Below are 17,716 nucleotides of genomic sequence, written 5' to 3' on the forward strand. Positions count from 1 at the left end.
ATGCCACGTCATTCGCGCGGATTCGACACCGGCGCGGCGCGCGCCCACCTGGCCCGGCGCGACCGCAAGCTGGGGGCGTGGATGCGCCGGATCGGCGTGATCGACCCCGACCCGCGCTGGCGCAAGTCGTTCGACCCGGTCGATGCGCTGGCACGCGCCATCCTCTACCAGCAGCTCAGTGGCAAGGCGGCAGCGACGATTGTCGGCCGGGTCGAGGCGGCGATCGGGAGCGACCGCTTCCATTGCGACACCCTCGGCCGCTGCGACGACGCCACGCTGCGGGGCTGTGGCGTCTCCGGCAACAAGCTGCTGGCATTGCGCGACCTGGCCACGCGCGAAGCGGCCGGCGAGATCCCGACGCTGCGGCGGATGGCGGGCATGGACAACGACGCGATCGTCGCCGCGCTGGTGCCGGTGCGCGGGATCGGCCGCTGGACGGTCGAGATGATGCTGATGTTCCGGCTCGGCCGCCCGGATGTGCTGCCGATCGACGACCTGGGCATCCGCAAGGGCGCGCAGATCGTCGACGGACTCGACGCGATGCCGACCCCGAAGGCGCTTGCGCAACTCGGTGAGCGCTGGGGGCCGTACCGGACCTATGCCAGCTTCTACCTGTGGCGGATCGCCGACTTCGCGGTGGAGGCGAAGACGCCGACCAGGCGTTCGCAGGACTAGGACACGGGGTCGGCCGCGCTCCAGCGCCAGTGCCACGGCTCGTAGACGATGCCGTGCGGGTTGTCGCGCGGATAGCTCATGGCGAATCCGTGGCCGCCTGCGTTGGCGGTCAGCCAGTCGAAAGCGGGTGTCCGCTCGAAGGTCTCCTCGGCCGGCGGTTCGCCGGGGGTGCCGATGTCGAGGGCAAGGCCGGAGTGGTGCTCGCTGTAGCCGGGCGCGGCATTGACCGCAAGGATTTCGTCGATGCCGAGACCACGCGCGATCTTCCGCTCGAAGATGCCGAGCTGGTAGTCGTGGCTGCGGTAGCCGGAAATCGCCTCCAGCACCACGCCATCGCGCAGCGCGGCGGCCTGCAGGTGGTTCCAGGCGCGTGCGGCGTTGACGTGCAGCCACAGCGGGCGGCGGTAGCGGTCGAACCCGGCGAGCGCCAGCCAGTCGGGCTCGGCGACCAGCGGCAGGCCGGTGCGCGCGGCGTAGTCGCCGTCGATGCCGAGCAGATCGAGCCGTTCCTGCAGCCGGTCCAGTGGCAACTCGCCGACCCGCTCGATGCCGGGACGGCGCCGGGCGGGATGCACATCCAGTGCGTCCAGGGCCGCATCGATGCCGGGCTCATGCATCAGCCGGTAGACCAGCGGCAGCATGCCCTCCGGCAGGTCGACAGCCAGGTAGCGCCCATCGCGCTTGCGCCGCAGCACATGCAGCGCCCGCGACATCGCCCGCGCGTCGTGGTTGCTGCGGGCCCGCAACAGCCCGTGCGGCCAGAGCTCGATCTCCGGCGTATTGATCAGGATGTCGGGCTGGCCGCGCATCAGCGCCCGTTCCCGGCAGCTGTCAGCGGCGCAGCCATCACGCCGCCTTCTTGAGGATCAGCCGCACCTGGTCGAACGGGTTGACCTGGTTGGCCGATACCAGCTCCCAGCCCTGCCGGCCGAGGCGGTCGAGTTCCTCGCGCAGGCGTTCGGTCATCGACGGGCCCAGCATGTTGGGGCTCAGTTCCACCACTTCGTAGGTCCAACGGGTGTCGGTGCTCATGGTGTCTCGTCCTTCATCGGAGGCTTTCGGGGGGTGTCGGACAGCCGGCCGGCCTTGCGCAGGGCGTCGCGCAGCACATATTCGATCTGCGCGTTGAGGCTGCGCAACTCGTCGTCGGCCCAGCGCTGGGCCGCGGCGAGGACCTCGGCGTTGATACGCAGCGGGTAGGCTTTTTTTTCGGCCATGGAGGATTGCTTTCCTGTGAAGAGTCCGCGCAGGGATGTGCGGGCTTTTGCGCAGGGATGCGCGACTAATAAAGACTGCCGGTGTTGACGATCGGCTGGGTCGCGCGGTCGCTGCACAGCACCACCAGCAGGTTGCTGACCATCGCCGCCTTGCGCTCCTCGTCGAGCTGCACGATGTTGTTTTTCTGCAGTTCCGCCAGCGCCATCTCGACCATGCCGACCGCGCCGGCGACGATCCGGGTGCGTGCGGCGATCACCGCGTTGGCCTGCTGACGTTGCAGCATCGCGCCGGCGATTTCCGGGGCGTAGGCGAGGTGGCTGATGCGCGCGTCGATGACGTCGACGCCGGCGGTGGTCAGGCGCTCGTCGAGCTGGGCCTTGAGGTGCTCGGAAATCTCGACGGGGTGGCTGCGCAGCGAGACTTCGTCCTCGTGGCTGTCGTACGGATAGCTGGTCGCCATCGCCCGCAGCGCGGCCTCCGACTGGATGGTGACGAAGCTCTCGTAGTCGTCGACGTTGAACACCGCCTCGGCCGAATCAACCACCTTCCACACGATCACCGCGGCGATCTCGATCGGGCTGCCTTCCAGCTCATTGACCTTGAGCTTGCCGCTCTCGAAGTTGCGCACCCGCAGCGAGACCTTGCGCTTGACGTAGAAGGGGTTGTTCCAGCGCAGCCCGGCTTCGCTGACGGTGCCGACGTACTTGCCGAACAGGCTCAGCACCGCGGACTGGTTGGGTTCAACCATGTACAGGCCGACCAGGCAGAACAGGGCGAGGGCGGCGATCAGCACCGCGCCGGCGATGGTGCCGAGGCTCTGGTCGTTGATGCCGCTGAAGAACAGCCAGGCGGCGACCAGCATTGCGACGATCAGCGCCAGCAGGGTCGGGATGCCGGGCAGCGAACGGATCGGGTTCTCTTTCATGGCGGAAGCCTCGCGGGTGGTTGAGGCTATTTGATATCAAATTGATATCACAATGCAAGTCCGCGCCGGCCGACTCAGGGAGTGATCCTGTACAGCGGGGCCGGGATGAACTCGCCGGTGGCGTACAGGCTGCGGCCATCGGCGTCCCAGCCCAGCGCCTCGGCCTGCGGCAACCACGGCAGCACGCTGGTCCGGGGAGTGCCCGACACGGCGTCGGCCCAGTTGTCGCCCTCGGCGCGCGGATACAGCAGCAGGTAGCGGTAGGTCATCACCGCGAGGGTGGTGCCGTCGGGCGACACCGATGCGGCGGTGACCTGGCCGTCGTGCTTGGCACGCTCCGGCGCGTGCTTCAGTCGCGCCGGGTCGGGTTCGGGCATGCCGTCGAGGGTGGCCAGTGGCTGGGCGGTCAGCAGTTCGCCGGCGGGAGGGCGCAGTGGCAGCGAGAACAGCTCCGGCGGTTGCCGCTTCTTCGACACCAGCAGGATCTCGCCACGCCGCGCGTCGACCGCCACCGCCTCGCAGTCTCGGGCACCGTCAGGCCAGCGAAACGCGATCGACCATGCCGGCTTCAGGCGGGCGTTGCGCAGCGTGGCGGGCTCCTCGACCACGTGCAGTTGCAGGGTCCGGCGCAGGCCGCCGTTGTCGCCGGTGTCGGCGATCAGCAGGTAGCGCTTTCCTTCGAGCTCGAAGGTCGCGATGTCTTCCCAGTCGGTCTTGGTGATGTCCTCGATGCGGAACGTCGCCAGCCGGCCGCCGCGTTCGTTGACCGCGAACAGCCGCGGCGGGTTGTCGCCGTCGTCGTGCAGCCACAGCACCCCGTCGTGCCTGTGCGAAGCGGCCAGGCCGCTGACCTCGCTGAGTTGCAGGTCGAGCAGTACGCCGGACAACTCACTGCCCGGCTTGCTGCCCGTTGAATCGTCGTCCGTCCGTGCGCATCCGGCCAGCGCGAACAGCGATGCCAGCGCAACGGCGCGCGCGGCGGTGGCGAGGCGGGATCGGGACGCTGGCGGGCGCGGTGGCATCGGCGAAGCATCGCATGCGGTGCGGCCCCCCGAAACCTCGATTCCGGCGGCGCTGGCGCGGAAGTTAGACTAGCCGGCGCCTTCGACGATTGATTGGAACCTGCATGGTCACCCTCGGCACGCCGCTGTCCCCGCACGCATTCCGCGTCCTGCTGCTCGGCTCCGGCGAGTTGGGCAAGGAGGTCGCGATCGAGTTGCAGCGTTTCGGCACCGAGGTCATCGCGGCCGACCGCTACGCCGACGCGCCCGGGATGCAGGTGGCCCATCGCAGCCATGTCATCGACATGCTCGACGGCGCCGCGATCCGCGCGCTGATCGCCGAAGAGCGGCCGCAGCTGATCGTGCCGGAGATCGAGGCGATCCATACCGAGACGCTAGTCGAGCTGGAGCGCGAGTTCGCCGAGCGTGGCAGCGACACGCGGGTGATCCCGACTGCCCGCGCCGCGCGCCTGACCATGGACCGCGAGGGCATCCGCCGGCTCGCTGCCGAAACGCTCGGCCTGCCAACCTCGCCCTACCGCTTCGTCGACACCCTCGACGACTATCACGCCGCGGTCGCCGAAATCGGCGTGCCGTGCGTGGTCAAGCCGGTGATGTCGTCGTCGGGCAAGGGCCAGTCGCTGGTGCGCAGCGAGGCCGACATCGACACGGCCTGGAAGTACGCCCAGACCGGCGGCCGCGCCGGCGCCGGCCGGGTGATCGTCGAGGGCTTTGTCGACTTCGACTACGAGATCACCCTGCTGACCGTGCGCCATGCCGGCGGCACCAGCTTCTGCGCGCCGATCGGCCACACCCAGGCCCATGGCGACTACCGCGAGAGCTGGCAGCCGCAACCGATGTCGGCGCTCGCGCTGGAGCGCGCGCAGCAGGTCGCGCGCGCGGTCAGCGACGACCTCGGCGGCTGGGGCGTGTTCGGCATGGAGTTCTTCATCAAGGGCGACGAGGTCTGGTTCAGCGAGGTTTCGCCGCGGCCGCACGACACCGGGCTGGTGACGCTGATCGGCCAGGACCTGAGCGAGTTCGCCCTGCATGCGCGCGCGATCCTCGGGTTGCCGATCCCCGTCATCCGCACCCATGGCGGCGCTTCGGCGTCCTGCGCGGTGCTGGCCGAAGGCCATGGCGTGCCGGTGTTCTCCGGCGTCGATGCCGCGCTGGCGCAGCCGGACACCCAGTTGCGCCTGTTCGGCAAGCCGCGCGTCGAGGGCCAGCGCCGGGTCGCGGTGACGCTGGCATTGGGCGAGGATGTGGAACAGGCGCGCGACAAGGCCCGACGCGCCGCCGCCGAACTGAAGATCGAACTGCGCTGAGAAGCATCCCCCGTTTTTTTGCAAGCCGAAGGAACCACGATGGGCGACAACAACGGTTACGCCGTATTTTTCTACCCCAAGGCGCTCGAGGCGCTGGGCGCGGGCATCCAGCCCTACCTGCAGGAGGGTGCGGCCGGCACCCATATCGTCTGCCGCGAGGTCGATACCGGCGGCGCGCTGATCCGGATGACGATCGATGCGCGGACCACCGCCGGCGAGACCATCGCACTGGAGCTGCTGGTGCCGACCAGCATGGTGCTGATGATCGTGTCGGCGAGGACCGACGAGGCGTTCGGTTTCGGCCCGCGGATCGCCGTGGATGCCGCCCGTCCGGCCGACGACGGCTCCGGCGCGCAGGTCGAGGTGAAGACCGCGGCGAAGGCGCGCACGGCGGCGAAGAAGCCGGCGAAGAAAGCGCCAGCGAAGGTGGCGAAGAAAGCCAAGCCGGCGACGTCGAAACCGGCCGCCGCGCCGCGCAAGCGCCCGAAGAAGAAGTAGGGCGCCTCAGCGCGCCGGCGCCACCAGGTCGAGCCAGACCAGGTGGTGGTCGCTGGCGCCCGCGATGGCGGCGTCGGTCTCGCCTTCGGCCGGCCAGAACACGCCGCCGTCGCGCACCCGCAGGTTGTCGGACGGCAGCACGTAATCGAGCCGCAGGGTGCCGCCCTTCGGGCCGAAGTCACCGGTGTGGGTGGCGACGTCGCCATCGCGCGGCAGGCCGCGCCGGGCCGCGCGCCCGGGTGCGCCGTCGCTGCGCGGGACGAAGCCGGCGTTGACCCGCGGATGGTCGAGCAACTGGGCGATCGCGCCGGGCTCGCCATCGCCGTCTACGGGGTCGGCGTTGTAGTCGCCGACCAGCACGAACCGCGCATCGGCCGGCAAACCGCCGCAGCGGCCGCGGTCGTCGCACAGCCATTCGTTGGCGCCGTGGCCGATATATTCCGCCCACAACCGGATCTCGTCGAAGTTGCGCAGGCCGTTGCGGTTCTCGGCGCCGTCGAACACCGGCGGGGTCGGGTGCGCCGCAAGCAGGTGGACGGTGCCGAGCGGGGTCGCGATCGGCACGTCCCAGTGCGACTTGGACGACAGTCGCAACTGCGACCAGATCGCAGGCGGATACCAGGCGGCGCCGGTTGCCGGGTCGCGCGGCTGGCAGGCGCCGGGCAGGGCACTCCATTTCAGGTGCTGGAAGGTCCGCACGCCGGCACGCTCGATCGGGTAGCGCGACAGCACCAGCATCCCGTATTGCCCCGGGTGCAGGCCATAGCCCCAGGCGTCGTTGCCGCGGTTGCGACCGTCGCCTCCTGCCTCCCCATTGCGGTCGAGGTCGAGACCGCTCGGTACGCCGGTGTTGACCGGCGCCAGGTAGCGGTACGGGTAATGCAGCGGGTCGCCGCCGCCGGGCTGGGGGACTTCGAGGTAATCGCTCTGGAACAGGCCGGCCGCGCGCTCCGCCGGGTCGTAGTCGAACTCGTTGAGCAGCACCACGTCGGGCCGCACGCGTTGCAGCACCGCAGCGATCCGGCGGGCGTCGTCGTCGCCCGCCTGCAGCTGGCGGACCAGGCCGCCCTCGGTGTCGTCGTAGAGCGAGGTGTTGTAGGTCGCGACCCGCAGCGGGGCCGGGTTGGTCGAGTCAGCCATGCGTTCGGCCCATGCCTCCGGGTCGCCGTGGACGTTGACGCGCAGGCAGCCCGATAGCGCCACGGTCGCCAGCAGTCCGGCGAGGGTGGCGATGCGTTGCGATCGGGTCATGCAGGGTCTCCAGGGTCTAGGTCGCGCCAGTTGCGGCCGTCGAAAGCCTCGAGCGGGCGGAACCGGCGTTTGTAGTCCATCTTGCCGTGCCCGTCGATCCAGTAGCCCAGGTACAGGTGCTGGCGGCCTTCGCGGCGCGCCCATTCCAGTTGCCTGAGCACGGCCAGGGTGCCGAGCCCGCGGGCGGCGTGGTCGGGATCGTAGAAGGTATAGACCGCCGACAGCGCGGTTCTGGTGACATCGGTGACCGCGACCGCCAGCAGCGGGCCGCGCCCGGTGTCGGTCCGGTGGCGGAACTCGAGGAAGCGGCCCTCGCTCCAGCGCCCGATCAGGAACTGTTCGAACTCGTTGGCGCCGTGGTCGTCCATGCCGCCGCCGCGGTGGCGCGCGGTGAGGTAGCGCTGGTAGAGCGCCAGTTGCTCGTCGGTGCGCTCCGCCGGCAGCACGCGGACTTCGATGTCGGCATTGCGCGCGAGGCAGCGGCGCTGGCTGCGGTCCGGGACGAAGCGCTCGACCGGGATGCGCACCGCCACGCAGGCGCGGCAGCCGTGGCAGTGCGGCCGGTAGACGATGTCGCCGGAGCGGCGGAAGCCCCAGCCCAGCGCCAGCCGGTACCACTGCGGCAGGCGCGGGTCGCGCGGGTCCAGCACGAGGTCGCGGGCGCTGCGTTCCGGCCAGTAGCCGCAGGGGTGCTCGCCGGTGTGGAACAGGCGCAGCTGGTCGAGGTCCTGGCCGGGGTCGTTGCCCATGGCGCCAGCATAGCGCCGGCTGTCAACCGGTGGCAGGGCGGCGCGTTGTCATTGCCGATGGCGCCATGCCGGCGCCTGTGCAGGAGTCCCCCATGAACCTTCGCATCACCCGCGCATCGGCCCTCGTCATCGGTATCGCCCTTGCCGGCGCCGCAGTGGCGACCCCGCAGGACCACGACAGCCGACCGCAGGCCCGGTCGACGCTGGATCGCAACCACGACGGTGCGATCGACCGTTCGGAAGCCGCGGCCCACCCGCGCCTGGCAGCGCATTTCGATCGCATGGACCGGGACGGCGACGGAAAAATCGAACGGGGCGAGCGGCGCCGTCACATGCACCGCGGCGGCAAGCGCATGCATCGCGGGCACCACGGCGCCATGGCCGCGATCCGGCTCGACACCGATGGCGATGGCCGGATCAGCACGATCGAGGCCGCTGCGTCCCGCTTCGCGACGACGTTCGGCGAGATCGACCGCAATCGCGATGGCTATCTCGTGCGCAGTGAGCTGGATGCCGCCGCGGAAAAGCGCCGTAGTGAATTCGCGGCAAAGCGCATGCAGCGGTTCGAGGCGAAATTCACCGAGGCTGATGCCAATCGCGATGGCCGCCTGAGCCGCGCCGAGGTCGAGGCCGGATGGCCGCGCCACGCCCGTGCGTTCGCGTTCCTCGACGAGGACCGCGATGGCCAGCTCAGCCGCGCCGACCTGATGCCGCGCCGCCAGCGCTGAACCGGAGGATTGCCACGACGCCTGTCGCGCGCAGCGGAGGTGGAATCCCTGACCCGTGCCGATGATCTCCGCGGCACGGGTCTTTTTTGCCCGGGCTTACGGCCGGCTACTTGAGCCGGCAGCCGTGGCGCCACGCCCACCAGGTGTTGAGCGAGGCGACCAGCAGCGCGGTGATCGCGCTCCACATCGCGCTGCCCGCGAGGTCGATTTCGCCGCGCAATGCCTGGATGCCCAGCAGGACCACGATCGCCACGGTGAACACCAGCGCGAAGCGCCGGATCCAGAATGCGGTCAGGGTCATCTCACAGCCTCCCGCTGCTGACGAGGCCGTACAACAGGCCACCAAAGCCGCTGACGAACCCCAGGGTTCCTCCGAGCCAACACAGCCAGCGTTCGCGCTGGCGCCGGGCCGCCGCGGCGACCGGGTCGCGCTGCGCTTCAAGCGCATGGCGGCGCGCAAGGATTCGCGGCTGGACGACGCCCGCCTGATGGTAGATGACCGCGAAAAATGCCAGGAACGCCAGCGTTGGCAATTGCCAGCCGGTCCCGTAGTGGGCCATCAACAGGAATGCGACGAGGAAGCAGATCGTCGCCAGCGAAGAGACCACTCCGCTGCGAATGAGCGCCAGTCGTTCGGCATCATCGATCGCGTTGCGGATATAGCGGCGAAGGCCCAGCCAGATGCCGGCAAACCCTCCCACCAGCGCCAGTCCGATACTGCCGGCCGCGCCAAGCAGGACCTTGGCCAGGGTTCCGCCACCGCCCGCGGCCAGGGCGCTGCCGAAGATGCCAGCCGCGGCCGCGGGCGGGCTCGCGACGGCGAGCGCGGTGGCGACCATCGTGGTGAAGCCCACCGATGGTGCCGACGCGCGGGCGAACTCGCCGAATCGCGCCAGCAACTCGGCGCGAACGGAAGCGCGCGCGCGGGACAGGCGCTTGCGCACGGCGGCGTCGGACAGGCCCAGCAGGTCGGCGACCTGCTGCGAACGCTGGCCTTCGCGGTAGTACAGCAGCAACACCTCGCGGCTGTCGGATGGCAGCGCCGATATCAATTCGGCGGCGACTTCGGTGCGTTCCTGCTCGATCAACCGCTCGAACGGCTGCGGCTGCGGATCGGCCGCGGCCTCGATCAGCGCATCGGCATCGCGCGCCTCGCGCGGCAACCGCTGGCGTTCGCGCAGGTGGTCGCGGGCGAGGTTGCGGGTGATCTGGCGCAGCCACGGCAGGAAGCTGGCGGGGTTCTGCAGTCGCCTGAGGTTCTGCCACGCGCTGAGGAACGCCTCCTGGGCGATGTCCTCGCTGGCCGGCACGTCGCGCACGATCGCCAGCGCGATCGCGGTGACCGAGTTCTGGCAGGCGGCGACGATCCGGCCATAGGCCGCGCGATCGCCATCGGCGGCGGCCGCCAACTGGGTGTCGATCAACCGCTCCAGCGGCGGCCGGTCGAGCGGGACGGATTGGGCGACGGTGTTCATGACGGTCGGGCTCCCTTGCGCTGATCCATGGCGGATGCATGGACCCAGACGCGATTGCGGGGCGAATGTGACCGGCGACGCGCCTAGAAACCGATGAGCCCGCGGTTGCGTACGTGCTTGACCACGTCCACCACCTGCCACTGGCCATCCACCCGCGCGACTTCGAGGGTCTTGTAGCTGGCCCACATGCGGTGGTGATAGGCACTGTATTCGATCAGCCCGCGGTCCGGCGCGGACGGCTTGAAGCCATGGACTTCGACGATCGTGGCCGCCTGTCCGGAAACGCGGTGGTGGCTGCCGTGCTCCTCGTCGGCCTGTTCGACGCAGGCCGATGCCTGCACCAGTTTGCTGTCGGGCGTGGTGGGCTGCAGTGCCTGGATGAGTTCGATCGGGGCATCCCTGCCGTCCACGCCGACGCATGCGAGCGGCGTGCCCACCTCGCCCAGCTCGCTGGCGAACACCGCCTGCGCCACGGGCGGCAGGGTCGCCGCGGTGCTGCCGTCGAACGGCGGCGCGGCGAGTTGCGGTACCGGTGCGGGCTGGTTGATTCCACGCCAGGTGGCGATGCCGGCCACCACGACGATCAGCACGATCAGGCCGATCTTGAACCTCATCGCGCGCTTGCGGGTGGGCGACATGGCGGTGGTGTGCTGCTCGGCCCGGAAGCGGAAGTTCGGGCTGACGTAGCCCTCCTCGGTGCGCGTCGAGTCGAGCAGTCCCGCCTCGCGCAGCAGCTCGCGCGCGGCCACCTGCTGGTCCGATTGCACCACCCACACGGCCGGCGTCGGCGCATCGCCGCGGTCGATGTAGCTGAAGGTGCCGCGGCGGTTGCCTTTGTAGGAACGGCCATCGCTGACCCGCACCTCGATCCCGGCGTCGCGCAGCAGTTTCGCCACGCCTTCGACGTTCTCCAGTCGCTGGCTGCTGAAGACCTTGCGCACGGTCAGCCCCGGGCCGGCACGAGCGCCGCGGCCTGGGCGTCGCCGACCACGCGAATCAGGCCTTCCTGCGCGGTGCTGGCGACCAGCTTGCCGTGGCGGTCGTAGACCATGCCGCGGGCCAGGCCACGCGAGCCCTGCGCGCTGGGGCTGTCGATCGAGTACAGCAGCCAGTCATCGGCGCGGAACGGGCGGTGGAACCACAGCGCGTGGTCGAGCGAGGCCATCTGCACGTTCGGCTGGTAGTAGCTGATGCCGTGCGGGAAGGTCGCGGTGCCGAGCAGGTGGAAGTCCGACGCGTAGGCGAGCAGGGCGTGGTGCAGCTCCGGCGCATCGCCGACCCGCTCGGCCAGGCGGAACCAGACCTGCTGGAACGGCGGCCGCTTGGGCGGCTTGAGCTCGTCGCGCGGGTAGACGTGGCGGAATTCGAACGGGCCTTCCTTCGACAGCCAGCGCTGGATCTTCTCCGGCAGTTCCGCCATGACCTTGTCCGGCACCGCGTGGCCGGGCTCGATGTCCTCCGGCTGCGGCACCTCGGGCATCGACAACTGGTGTTCGGCGCCGTCCTCGTCGCGCTGGAACGAGGCGGCGAGGAAGAAGATCGGCTGGCCGTGCTGGATCGCGGTCACCCGCCGCACCGAGAAGCTGCCGCCGTCGCGGGTGCGGTCGACCTGGTAGACGATCGGCGCGGCGATGTCACCGGCCTTGAGGAAATAGGCGTGCAGCGAATGCGCCGTGCGCGCCTCCTTCAGCGTCGCCTGCGCCGCCGACAGCGCCTGCCCGACCACCTGCCCGCCGAACACGTACTTGGTGCCGATGTCGCGGCTCTGGCCGCGGAACAGGTTGTCCTCGAGGCGTTCGAGCGAGAGCAGTTCGATCAGCTCGGAGACGGGGGTGGTCATGCGGGAGGAGCCGGTTCGGACAGGTTGGCGATTATAGCCGGGGGGCTGTTGCAGGGCGGCTGCGGCTGGATCGAGCGCTTCGTGCCACGTGCTTTTATGTAGGAGCGACGTAAGTCGCGATTTCCTCGCGCTTGCGGTACCCGCTCTGCGCGCAGGACCCCGTGATCGCGATCGATGTTTCCCGATAGCCCACGTATGTCGACAGGCGGTATGGCGAGGCGTTCGCGACTTACGTCGCTCCTACACCGGGTCCGATGCAGGCTGCAGGCGCTCCAGCGTGGTCGACTCCAGCACCCGCGACCACGGAAACCGCGGGCCGGGGTCGCGCTTGCGGTGCACCTGCCGCGCGGGATGGTCACTGGCTTCGACCATCGCCGTGTCCAGGTCCTCGTGGCCGGCGATGAACCGCAGCGACGGCAATTCTTCCGCCAACCGTCGCAGCAGGGCGACCAGCGCGGCGATCTGCGCCTCGGTGTACGGCTCATCCATCGCCTGCCGCCGCGAGTCCAGCCAGTCCGGATACCGGCCGGTGTTGACCAGCTCGATCCCGACCGAGCGCTCGTTGCAGCCGCGGACGTGGTGGGCGACGCGGTCTGTCCCGACCCAGCAGTGCACGCTGCCGTCGCGGTCGACATAGAAGTGGCCGCTGTTTCCGGTCCCGCCGCCGCCATCGGCGCGGGGCTCGTACAGCACCCGCTCGCCGTATTCGCGGGCGGTGGCCAGGTCGGGCAACTCGGTGCAATGGATCACCACCAGGTCGACCTGTGCCAGCGGCCGGGCGTCGAGCCGGGCCTCGTAGGGCAGCGGTTCGACACGGATGTCGGGCAGAGAGGACAACGGCGGCGACTCGGGCGGCATGGCGCGGATGCTAGCATCGCGCGCAATCCCCACTGCGCGACGCGCGTGATGCGCCCCCGCGGCGCACCGCCGCCGCGCGCATCTTCCAGCGGACACCTTGCATGCGCGGACACTGCATCCTCTCCCACGGCTTCGAAAGCGGCCCCGACGCAACCAAGGTCACTGCCCTGGCCGAGGTCGCCGGGCGCCTGGGCTGGAGCTGCGAGCGGCCCGACTACACCGACCTGGACGGCAGGCGCGAGGTCAGCGAGCTGGGCGACGTCCCGGCGCGCCTGCGCCGGCTGGCGGCGCTGGCCACGGACGCCGCCAGGCGCGGGCCGCTGGTGCTGGCCGGATCGAGCCTGGGGGCCTGGGTTTCCGGCCAGGTGTCGTTGCGGGTACCGGTGGCCGGCCTGTTCCTGTTGGCACCGCCGATCCGCATGGGCGAGGCCCATCCGTTCGAGGCCGCCGCGGTGCCGACCAGCATCGTCCATGGCTGGGATGACGAGCTGTGCCCGAGTGCCGAGGTCATCGACTGGGCGCGCGCCCGCCGTGCCCGGCTGCTGCTGGTGGGCGACGGGCACCGGTTGTCGGACCACGTGGCGACCAGCGCGGGCGCATTCGAACAACTGCTGGCGGAGCTCTGAGATGAAATTCTTCGCAAGCTGCGGCAAGGGCCTGGAATACCTGCTGGCCGACGAACTGCTCGCCCTCGGCTGCACCAAGGCGACCGCGACCATGGCCGGGGCCAACGCCGAAGGCAGCCTGCTCGACGCCCAGCGCGCAGTGCTGTGGTCGCGTCTGGCCAGCCGGGTGCTGTGGCCGATCGCCGAGTTCGACTGCGCCGACGAGCAGGCGCTGTACGCCGGCGTCGCCGCGCTGCCGTGGCCGGATCACCTCGCCGATGGCGACACCATTGCGGTCGACGCGCACGTCTCCGGCACCACGCTGACCCACGCGCGCTTCGCCGCGCAACGGGTCAAGGACGCCGTGGTCGATGTCATGCGCGACGCCACCGGCACGCGACCCGATGTCGATGTCGACACCCCGGACCTGCGCATCAACCTGGTCGTGCGCAAGGACCGCGCGATCGTCTCGATCGACCTCGGCGGCGGCCCGATGCACCGCCGCGGCTGGCGCCAGCAGCAGGGCGAGGCGCCATTGAAGGAGAACCTCGCCGCCGCGGTGCTGCTGCGCGGGCGCTGGCTGCAGGTCTACGCCGATGGCGGCGGCCTGCTCGATCCAATGTGCGGCAGCGGCACCCTGCTGATCGAGGGCGCGCTGATGGCGGCGGATGTCGCGCCGGGCCTGCTGCGCCACGGCGGCTTCCTGCCGACGCGCTGGAAGGGTTTCGACGAGGCCGGCTGGCAATCGTTGCTGGACGACGCCCGTGCCCGCGAAACCGCCGGCCGCGCCGCGTTGCGACCGGTGTTCTTCGGCCGCGACCTCGACCCGCATGCGATCGGATCGGCCCGCGACAACGAGGTGATGGCCGGTCTTGCCGGCGTGATCGATCTCAAGGCGGCCGGCATCGAGGCGTTGCAGCCAGACGGCCTGCCCGAACGCGGCCTGGTCGCCAGCAACCCGCCCTACGACATCCGCCTCGCCGCCGACCCGGCGCTGTACCGCGGCCTCGGCGACGCACTCAGGCGCGCGGTACCGCACTGGCGCGCCAGCCTGCTGTGCGGCGACGCCGAACTGGCCCACGCCACCGGCCTGCGCGCGCAGAAGAAGTACCAGCTGTTCAACGGCGCGATCGAATGCACCCTGATCGTCGCCGACCCGGTCGCGCCGCCGCAGCGCGAGCGCAGCGAGCAGCCGCAGGCGCTGGGCGAGGGCGCGCAGATGGTTGCCAACCGGCTGCGCAAGAACCTGCGCAGGCTCAAGGCCTGGCGGCGCGCGGAGGGCATCACCTGCTTCCGTGCGTACGACGCCGACCTGCCCGAGTACTCGGCGGCGATCGACGTCTACGAAACCGACGAGGCGACCCCGCGCCGGTCCCTGCACGTGCAGGAATACGCCGCGCCTGACGAGATTCCGGAGCCGACCCAGCGCCGCCGCCTCAACGAGTTGCTGGCGGCGGCGCGCGAAGTGTTCGAGGTCACCCACGAACAGGTCGCGCTGAAGACCCGCGCCCGCGGCAAGGGCGGCTCCAAGTACGGCCGCTTCGACAAACGCGGCGAGTTCCTCACCGTGCGCGAGGGCGACGCCCGGCTACGGGTCAACCTGTTCGACTACCTCGATACCGGCCTGTTCCTCGATCACCGGCCGATGCGCCTGCGGATCGCCGCCGAGGCCGAAGACACCCGCTTCCTCAACCTGTTCGGCTACACCGGCGCCGCCACCGTGCACGCCGCGGTCGGCCGCGCGCGGGCGACCACCACCGTCGACCTGTCGGCGACCTACCTGCAGTGGTGCGCCGACAACCTCGCCGAAAACGGCATCGGCGGTGCCCGCCACAAACTCGTGCAGGCCGATGCGGTGTCGTGGCTGGCCGCCGACCGCGGCGAGTACGACCTGATCTTCTGCGACCCGCCGACGTTCTCCAACTCCAAGTGCGCCGACGATTTCGACATGCAGGGCGGCCACGTCGCCCTGTTGCGCGCCGCGGTGGCGCGGCTGTCGGCCGACGGCGTGCTGTACTTCTCCAACAATTTCCGTCGCTTCCGTCTCGACGAGGACGCCGTGGCGCAGTTCGCGCACTGCGAGGAAATCAGCGCCGAAACGATCCCGCCGGACTTCGCCCGCCACGCGCGCATCCACCGGTGCTGGCGGTTGCGGCGTGGCTGAGCGGCAGGTTCGCGGCTAGTCCGCGGAGGCCATCGCGGGTTGGACCGGCACGTTCGCGGCGTCGAGCAAGGCGTTGCCTTCTTCCGCCGACTTGCCAAACACGCCCTCGAACGTCTTCGCGTCGATGCGACGGATCCGGGCGATGTCGCAGGCCTTGCCGGTCGCAGGCTCGCTGCCATGCGGGACCACGGCGTCGTTGATGTCTCCACAGATGCGCCCATCGTCGGCGCCCATCGTGCCGGCCAATGTCGGGCTGGTACCGCTGAACCCGAGGGAAGAGCCGTTGCGGAACGAGATCTGCGGACGCGTCTGCAAGTCGCCGCAGTCGGAGGTCAGCTTGATGTCGTAGTAACGCTGTCCAAGGGTTTCGACCACCAGGCGGCGCTGGTCGATCACGCCCCAGTTCTTCACTTCGTCCGGCACCAGGCACGCCGAAGTGGGCTGCAGCGCGGGGGAGGCCGGGGTCGGCGGCTCGCCGGCAACGGCGAGGTTGGACGTCAACAGCACGGCAAACAGCGGAATCATTTTCATGAGGCATCTCCATTGCGAGGCTCGCCGCGATGGCTCGCCCTGGTTTGCACTGCGGGAAGCGTGGGCGTGCACGCTTCCGTGACCAGCATCACGCTGCAGGCAGCGTGGAGTATTAACGTATCCCAAATGAGCGTTTGTTCAAAAAATTTCCCTGTGCTTGGCCGTCGGCATTGCCGCCGACGATGGAACAGAGGTTTGCGTTTACCGTGCTGGCGTTTGGTCACAGCCGCACCATGTTGACCTGATAGCCAATTGCAACGCGGAGAGGCCCATGTCCACCGATTCCACCCAATACGCCCGCGTCGATCGTGTCGTCCACGGTCAGCCGGCCTCCGACGGCGCCGGGGTACGCCTGACCCGCGTCATCGGCGGCGCGCAGTTGCCGGACCTCGATCCGTTCCTGCTGCTCGACGAGTTCGGCACCGACCGGCCCGAGGACTACCTCGCGGGGTTTCCCGACCACCCGCATCGTGGTTTCGAGACGGTGACCTACATGCTCGACGGCCGCATGCGGCACAAGGACAACCACGGCAACGAGGGCGTGCTGGTGCCCGGCAGCGTGCAATGGATGACGGCCGGCCGCGGACTGGTGCATTCGGAGATGCCGGAGCAGGAGTCGGGCCGCATGCGCGGCTTCCAGCTTTGGGTGAACCTGCCGGCCAGCGACAAGATGGTGGCGCCGAAGTACCAGGAATTCGCGCCGGACCGGATTCCGCAGGTCGAGCCGGCCGATGGTGTGTCGGTCAAGGTCGTCGCGGGGCAGGTCGATGGCGCGCAGGGGCCGATCGCGCAACCGGCCACCGAGCCGGTCTACCTCGATATCACGCTCGCGCCGGACGCCGGCTGGCAGTACGCCCTTCCGGATGGCCACAACGCATTCGCCTATGTGTTCGAGGGCGATCTCGTGCTGGGCGCCGGTGATGACGCACGCCCGTTGGCGGCGCAGCAACTGGCGATGCTTGGCGGCGGGGCAGTGGTAGACCTGCGCGCCGGTGGCGATGGTGCGCGCCTGTTGCTGGTCGCCGGCCGGCCACTGCGCGAGCCCGTGGTACGCCACGGCCCGTTCGTGATGAACACCCGGCAGGAGGTGATGCAGGCGTTCGTCGACTACCAGGAAGGGCGCTTCTAGCCGCGCGGATCGCCGACCACATCCGGCCGGTCGTGGCCGAGCCAGCGGTAGACGATGCCGCCGAGCAGGCCGCCCAGCAGCGGTGCCAGCCAGAACAGCCACAGCTGGCCGATCGCGCCGGAGCCTGCGAACAGCGCCACGCCGGTCGAGCGGGCGGGGTTCACCGAAGTGTTGGTGACCGGGATGCTGATCAGGTGGACCAGGGCCAGCGCCAGGCCGATCGCGATGCCGGCAAACCCGACCGGCGCGCGGCCGTGGGTCGCGCCCATGATCACGATCAGGAAGAACGCGGTCAGCACCACTTCGCACAGGAATGCCGCCGCCACGGAATATCCACCGGGCGACAGCGCGCCATAGCCGTTGCTGGCGAAAGCCCCGGCCGATGCGGGATCGATCGCGAACCCGCTGGCGCCGCTGGCGATCTGCAGCAGGATCCCGCCGGCCGCGATCGCGCCGACCACCTGCGCAAGGATGTAGGGCACCACGTCGCGGACCGGGAAGCGGTCGCCCGCCCACAACCCCAGCGTCACCGCGGGGTTGAAATGGCCACCCGATACGTGGCCGAGTGCGTAGATGCCGGTGAGCACCGTGAGGCCGAACGCCAGGGCGACGCCGAGGTATCCGATGCCGAACTGGTAGCCATCGGCGCCGACCACGTGGGCCGCCAGCACCGCGCTGCCACAACCACCAAGGACCAGCCAGAACGTGCCGAGCAACTCGGCTGCAAGTCGACGCGCCATC

At 69.8% G+C, this 17,716-nt stretch carries 21 protein-coding genes; 7 read left to right on the forward strand and 14 right to left on the reverse strand.

What is annotated here, in order from left to right; genetic code table 11:
- Complete coding sequence (locus ACT9AS_RS05955; protein WP_445099221.1) at positions 1-675, forward strand: DNA-3-methyladenine glycosylase family protein; 675 nt, start codon at positions 1-3, stop codon at positions 673-675.
- Here ACT9AS_RS05955 and ACT9AS_RS05960 read toward each other — a convergent pair.
- The 5 genes from ACT9AS_RS05960 to ACT9AS_RS05980 form a co-directional block, all read right to left on the reverse strand.
- Entirely contained in the window at positions 672-1,484 is an 813-nt protein-coding gene (locus tag ACT9AS_RS05960) for a D-alanyl-D-alanine carboxypeptidase family protein (protein ID WP_445099222.1), read from the reverse strand. The genes ACT9AS_RS05955 and ACT9AS_RS05960 overlap by 4 nt on opposite strands.
- 37 nt (positions 1,485-1,521) lie before the next feature.
- Positions 1,522-1,707 (reverse strand): DUF4177 domain-containing protein, encoded by a 186-nt coding sequence (locus tag ACT9AS_RS05965; protein ID WP_445099223.1) that lies wholly within the window; start codon positions 1,705-1,707, stop codon positions 1,522-1,524.
- Complete coding sequence (locus ACT9AS_RS05970) at positions 1,704-1,892, reverse strand: Arc family DNA binding domain-containing protein (protein WP_445099224.1); 189 nt, start codon at positions 1,890-1,892, stop codon at positions 1,704-1,706. Before ACT9AS_RS05970 ends, ACT9AS_RS05965 begins: the two co-directional genes overlap by 4 nt.
- A 65-nt stretch (positions 1,893-1,957) precedes the next feature.
- Positions 1,958-2,818: an SPFH domain-containing protein gene (locus ACT9AS_RS05975; protein WP_445099225.1), complete on the reverse strand. Its 861-nt coding sequence runs from the start codon at positions 2,816-2,818 to the stop codon at positions 1,958-1,960.
- A 74-nt stretch (positions 2,819-2,892) separates the two neighbouring features.
- Positions 2,893-3,840: a hypothetical protein gene (locus ACT9AS_RS05980; RefSeq protein WP_445099226.1), complete on the reverse strand. Its 948-nt coding sequence runs from the start codon at positions 3,838-3,840 to the stop codon at positions 2,893-2,895.
- A gap of 104 nt (positions 3,841-3,944) precedes the next feature.
- Between ACT9AS_RS05980 and purT the strand changes: the two genes are divergently transcribed.
- Together purT and ACT9AS_RS05990 are read left to right on the forward strand one after the other, a co-directional pair.
- Positions 3,945-5,147 (forward strand): formate-dependent phosphoribosylglycinamide formyltransferase, encoded by a 1,203-nt coding sequence (gene purT, locus ACT9AS_RS05985; protein ID WP_445099227.1) that lies wholly within the window; start codon positions 3,945-3,947, stop codon positions 5,145-5,147.
- Between the two features lie 39 nt (positions 5,148-5,186).
- Positions 5,187-5,645 carry a hypothetical protein gene (locus tag ACT9AS_RS05990; RefSeq protein ID WP_445099228.1) on the forward strand — a complete coding sequence of 153 codons (459 nt, stop codon included), beginning with the start codon at positions 5,187-5,189 and terminating at the stop codon, positions 5,643-5,645.
- 6 nt (positions 5,646-5,651) lie between these two features.
- Here the strand turns inward: ACT9AS_RS05990 and ACT9AS_RS05995 are convergent, their stop codons facing one another.
- Both ACT9AS_RS05995 and ACT9AS_RS06000 read right to left on the reverse strand, forming a co-directional pair.
- Complete coding sequence (locus ACT9AS_RS05995; RefSeq protein WP_445099774.1) at positions 5,652-6,785, reverse strand: endonuclease/exonuclease/phosphatase family protein; 1,134 nt, start codon at positions 6,783-6,785, stop codon at positions 5,652-5,654.
- 107 nt (positions 6,786-6,892) lie between these two features.
- Positions 6,893-7,645, reverse strand: a complete 753-nt coding sequence (locus tag ACT9AS_RS06000; RefSeq protein ID WP_445099229.1) for an arginyltransferase — start codon at positions 7,643-7,645, stop codon at positions 6,893-6,895.
- Between the two features lie 92 nt (positions 7,646-7,737).
- Here ACT9AS_RS06000 and ACT9AS_RS06005 point away from each other — a divergent pair, with 92 nt between their 5' ends.
- Entirely contained in the window at positions 7,738-8,373 is a 636-nt protein-coding gene (locus tag ACT9AS_RS06005) for an EF-hand domain-containing protein (protein WP_445099230.1), read from the forward strand.
- 106 nt (positions 8,374-8,479) lie between these two features.
- On the opposite strand, the gene ACT9AS_RS06010 is transcribed toward ACT9AS_RS06005, so the two are convergent.
- The 5 genes from ACT9AS_RS06010 to ACT9AS_RS06030 form a co-directional block, all read right to left on the reverse strand.
- The gene (locus ACT9AS_RS06010; RefSeq protein WP_445099231.1) at positions 8,480-8,674 is read right to left on the reverse strand and encodes a hypothetical protein; all 195 of its coding nucleotides are present in this window, start codon (positions 8,672-8,674) and stop codon (positions 8,480-8,482) included.
- A gap of 1 nt (position 8,675) precedes the next feature.
- A complete protein-coding gene (locus ACT9AS_RS06015; protein WP_445099232.1) occupies positions 8,676-9,848 on the reverse strand; it encodes a sigma-70 family RNA polymerase sigma factor in 1,173 nt (390 codons plus the stop codon).
- Positions 9,849-9,931: 83 nt separating this feature from the next.
- Positions 9,932-10,789 (reverse strand): hypothetical protein, encoded by an 858-nt coding sequence (locus tag ACT9AS_RS06020; RefSeq protein WP_445099233.1) that lies wholly within the window; start codon positions 10,787-10,789, stop codon positions 9,932-9,934.
- 2 nt (positions 10,790-10,791) lie between these two features.
- Positions 10,792-11,688 carry an acyl-CoA thioesterase II gene (tesB, locus tag ACT9AS_RS06025; protein ID WP_445099234.1) on the reverse strand — a complete coding sequence of 299 codons (897 nt, stop codon included), beginning with the start codon at positions 11,686-11,688 and terminating at the stop codon, positions 10,792-10,794.
- 240 nt (positions 11,689-11,928) lie between these two features.
- Positions 11,929-12,546 (reverse strand): N-acetylmuramoyl-L-alanine amidase, encoded by a 618-nt coding sequence (locus ACT9AS_RS06030; RefSeq protein WP_445099235.1) that lies wholly within the window; start codon positions 12,544-12,546, stop codon positions 11,929-11,931.
- Positions 12,547-12,647: 101 nt separating this feature from the next.
- Here ACT9AS_RS06030 and ACT9AS_RS06035 point away from each other — a divergent pair, with 101 nt between their 5' ends.
- Positions 12,648-13,172: a hypothetical protein gene (locus tag ACT9AS_RS06035; RefSeq protein ID WP_445099236.1), complete on the forward strand. Its 525-nt coding sequence runs from the start codon at positions 12,648-12,650 to the stop codon at positions 13,170-13,172.
- Position 13,173: 1 nt separating this feature from the next.
- The gene (gene rlmKL, locus ACT9AS_RS06040; RefSeq protein ID WP_445099237.1) at positions 13,174-15,315 is read left to right on the forward strand and encodes a bifunctional 23S rRNA (guanine(2069)-N(7))-methyltransferase RlmK/23S rRNA (guanine(2445)-N(2))-methyltransferase RlmL; all 2,142 of its coding nucleotides are present in this window, start codon (positions 13,174-13,176) and stop codon (positions 15,313-15,315) included.
- A gap of 15 nt (positions 15,316-15,330) precedes the next feature.
- Here the strand turns inward: rlmKL and ACT9AS_RS06045 are convergent, their stop codons facing one another.
- Positions 15,331-15,846, reverse strand: a complete 516-nt coding sequence (locus ACT9AS_RS06045) for a hypothetical protein (protein ID WP_445099238.1) — start codon at positions 15,844-15,846, stop codon at positions 15,331-15,333.
- A 271-nt stretch (positions 15,847-16,117) separates the two neighbouring features.
- Here ACT9AS_RS06045 and ACT9AS_RS06050 point away from each other — a divergent pair, with 271 nt between their 5' ends.
- Entirely contained in the window at positions 16,118-16,975 is an 858-nt protein-coding gene (locus ACT9AS_RS06050; protein ID WP_445099239.1) for a pirin family protein, read from the forward strand.
- Here the strand turns inward: ACT9AS_RS06050 and aqpZ are convergent.
- A complete protein-coding gene (gene aqpZ / locus ACT9AS_RS06055; RefSeq protein ID WP_445099240.1) occupies positions 16,972-17,715 on the reverse strand; it encodes an aquaporin Z in 744 nt (247 codons plus the stop codon). The two genes, ACT9AS_RS06050 and aqpZ, sit on opposite strands and share 4 nt — an antisense overlap.
- Position 17,716: the final 1 nt, after the last annotated feature.

It is taken from the genome of Lysobacter sp. F60174L2 (assembly GCF_052547135.1).

Bases quoted from the DNA above. Each gene is read 5' to 3' on its own strand.
- ACT9AS_RS05955 (WP_445099221.1), top strand. From the start codon at position 1: ATGCCACGTCATTCGCGCGGATTCGACACCGGCGCGGCGCGCGCCCAC.
- ACT9AS_RS05960 (WP_445099222.1), bottom strand. From the start codon at position 1,484: ATGCGCGGCCAGCCCGACATCCTGATCAATACGCCGGAGATCGAGCTC.
- ACT9AS_RS05965 (WP_445099223.1), bottom strand. From the start codon at position 1,707: ATGAGCACCGACACCCGTTGGACCTACGAAGTGGTGGAACTGAGCCCC.
- ACT9AS_RS05970 (WP_445099224.1), bottom strand. From the start codon at position 1,892: ATGGCCGAAAAAAAAGCCTACCCGCTGCGTATCAACGCCGAGGTCCTC.
- ACT9AS_RS05975 (WP_445099225.1), bottom strand. From the start codon at position 2,818: ATGAAAGAGAACCCGATCCGTTCGCTGCCCGGCATCCCGACCCTGCTG.
- ACT9AS_RS05980 (WP_445099226.1), bottom strand. From the start codon at position 3,840: ATGCCACCGCGCCCGCCAGCGTCCCGATCCCGCCTCGCCACCGCCGCG.
- purT (WP_445099227.1), top strand. From the start codon at position 3,945: ATGGTCACCCTCGGCACGCCGCTGTCCCCGCACGCATTCCGCGTCCTG.
- ACT9AS_RS05990 (WP_445099228.1), top strand. From the start codon at position 5,187: ATGGGCGACAACAACGGTTACGCCGTATTTTTCTACCCCAAGGCGCTC.
- ACT9AS_RS05995 (WP_445099774.1), bottom strand. From the start codon at position 6,785: ATGGCTGACTCGACCAACCCGGCCCCGCTGCGGGTCGCGACCTACAAC.
- ACT9AS_RS06000 (WP_445099229.1), bottom strand. From the start codon at position 7,645: ATGGGCAACGACCCCGGCCAGGACCTCGACCAGCTGCGCCTGTTCCAC.
- ACT9AS_RS06005 (WP_445099230.1), top strand. From the start codon at position 7,738: ATGAACCTTCGCATCACCCGCGCATCGGCCCTCGTCATCGGTATCGCC.
- ACT9AS_RS06010 (WP_445099231.1), bottom strand. From the start codon at position 8,674: ATGACCCTGACCGCATTCTGGATCCGGCGCTTCGCGCTGGTGTTCACC.
- ACT9AS_RS06015 (WP_445099232.1), bottom strand. From the start codon at position 9,848: ATGAACACCGTCGCCCAATCCGTCCCGCTCGACCGGCCGCCGCTGGAG.
- tesB (WP_445099234.1), bottom strand. From the start codon at position 11,688: ATGACCACCCCCGTCTCCGAGCTGATCGAACTGCTCTCGCTCGAACGC.
- ACT9AS_RS06030 (WP_445099235.1), bottom strand. From the start codon at position 12,546: ATGCCGCCCGAGTCGCCGCCGTTGTCCTCTCTGCCCGACATCCGTGTC.
- ACT9AS_RS06035 (WP_445099236.1), top strand. From the start codon at position 12,648: ATGCGCGGACACTGCATCCTCTCCCACGGCTTCGAAAGCGGCCCCGAC.
- rlmKL (WP_445099237.1), top strand. From the start codon at position 13,174: ATGAAATTCTTCGCAAGCTGCGGCAAGGGCCTGGAATACCTGCTGGCC.
- ACT9AS_RS06045 (WP_445099238.1), bottom strand. From the start codon at position 15,846: ATGAAAATGATTCCGCTGTTTGCCGTGCTGTTGACGTCCAACCTCGCC.
- ACT9AS_RS06050 (WP_445099239.1), top strand. From the start codon at position 16,118: ATGTCCACCGATTCCACCCAATACGCCCGCGTCGATCGTGTCGTCCAC.
- aqpZ (WP_445099240.1), bottom strand. From the start codon at position 17,715: ATGGCGCGTCGACTTGCAGCCGAGTTGCTCGGCACGTTCTGGCTGGTC.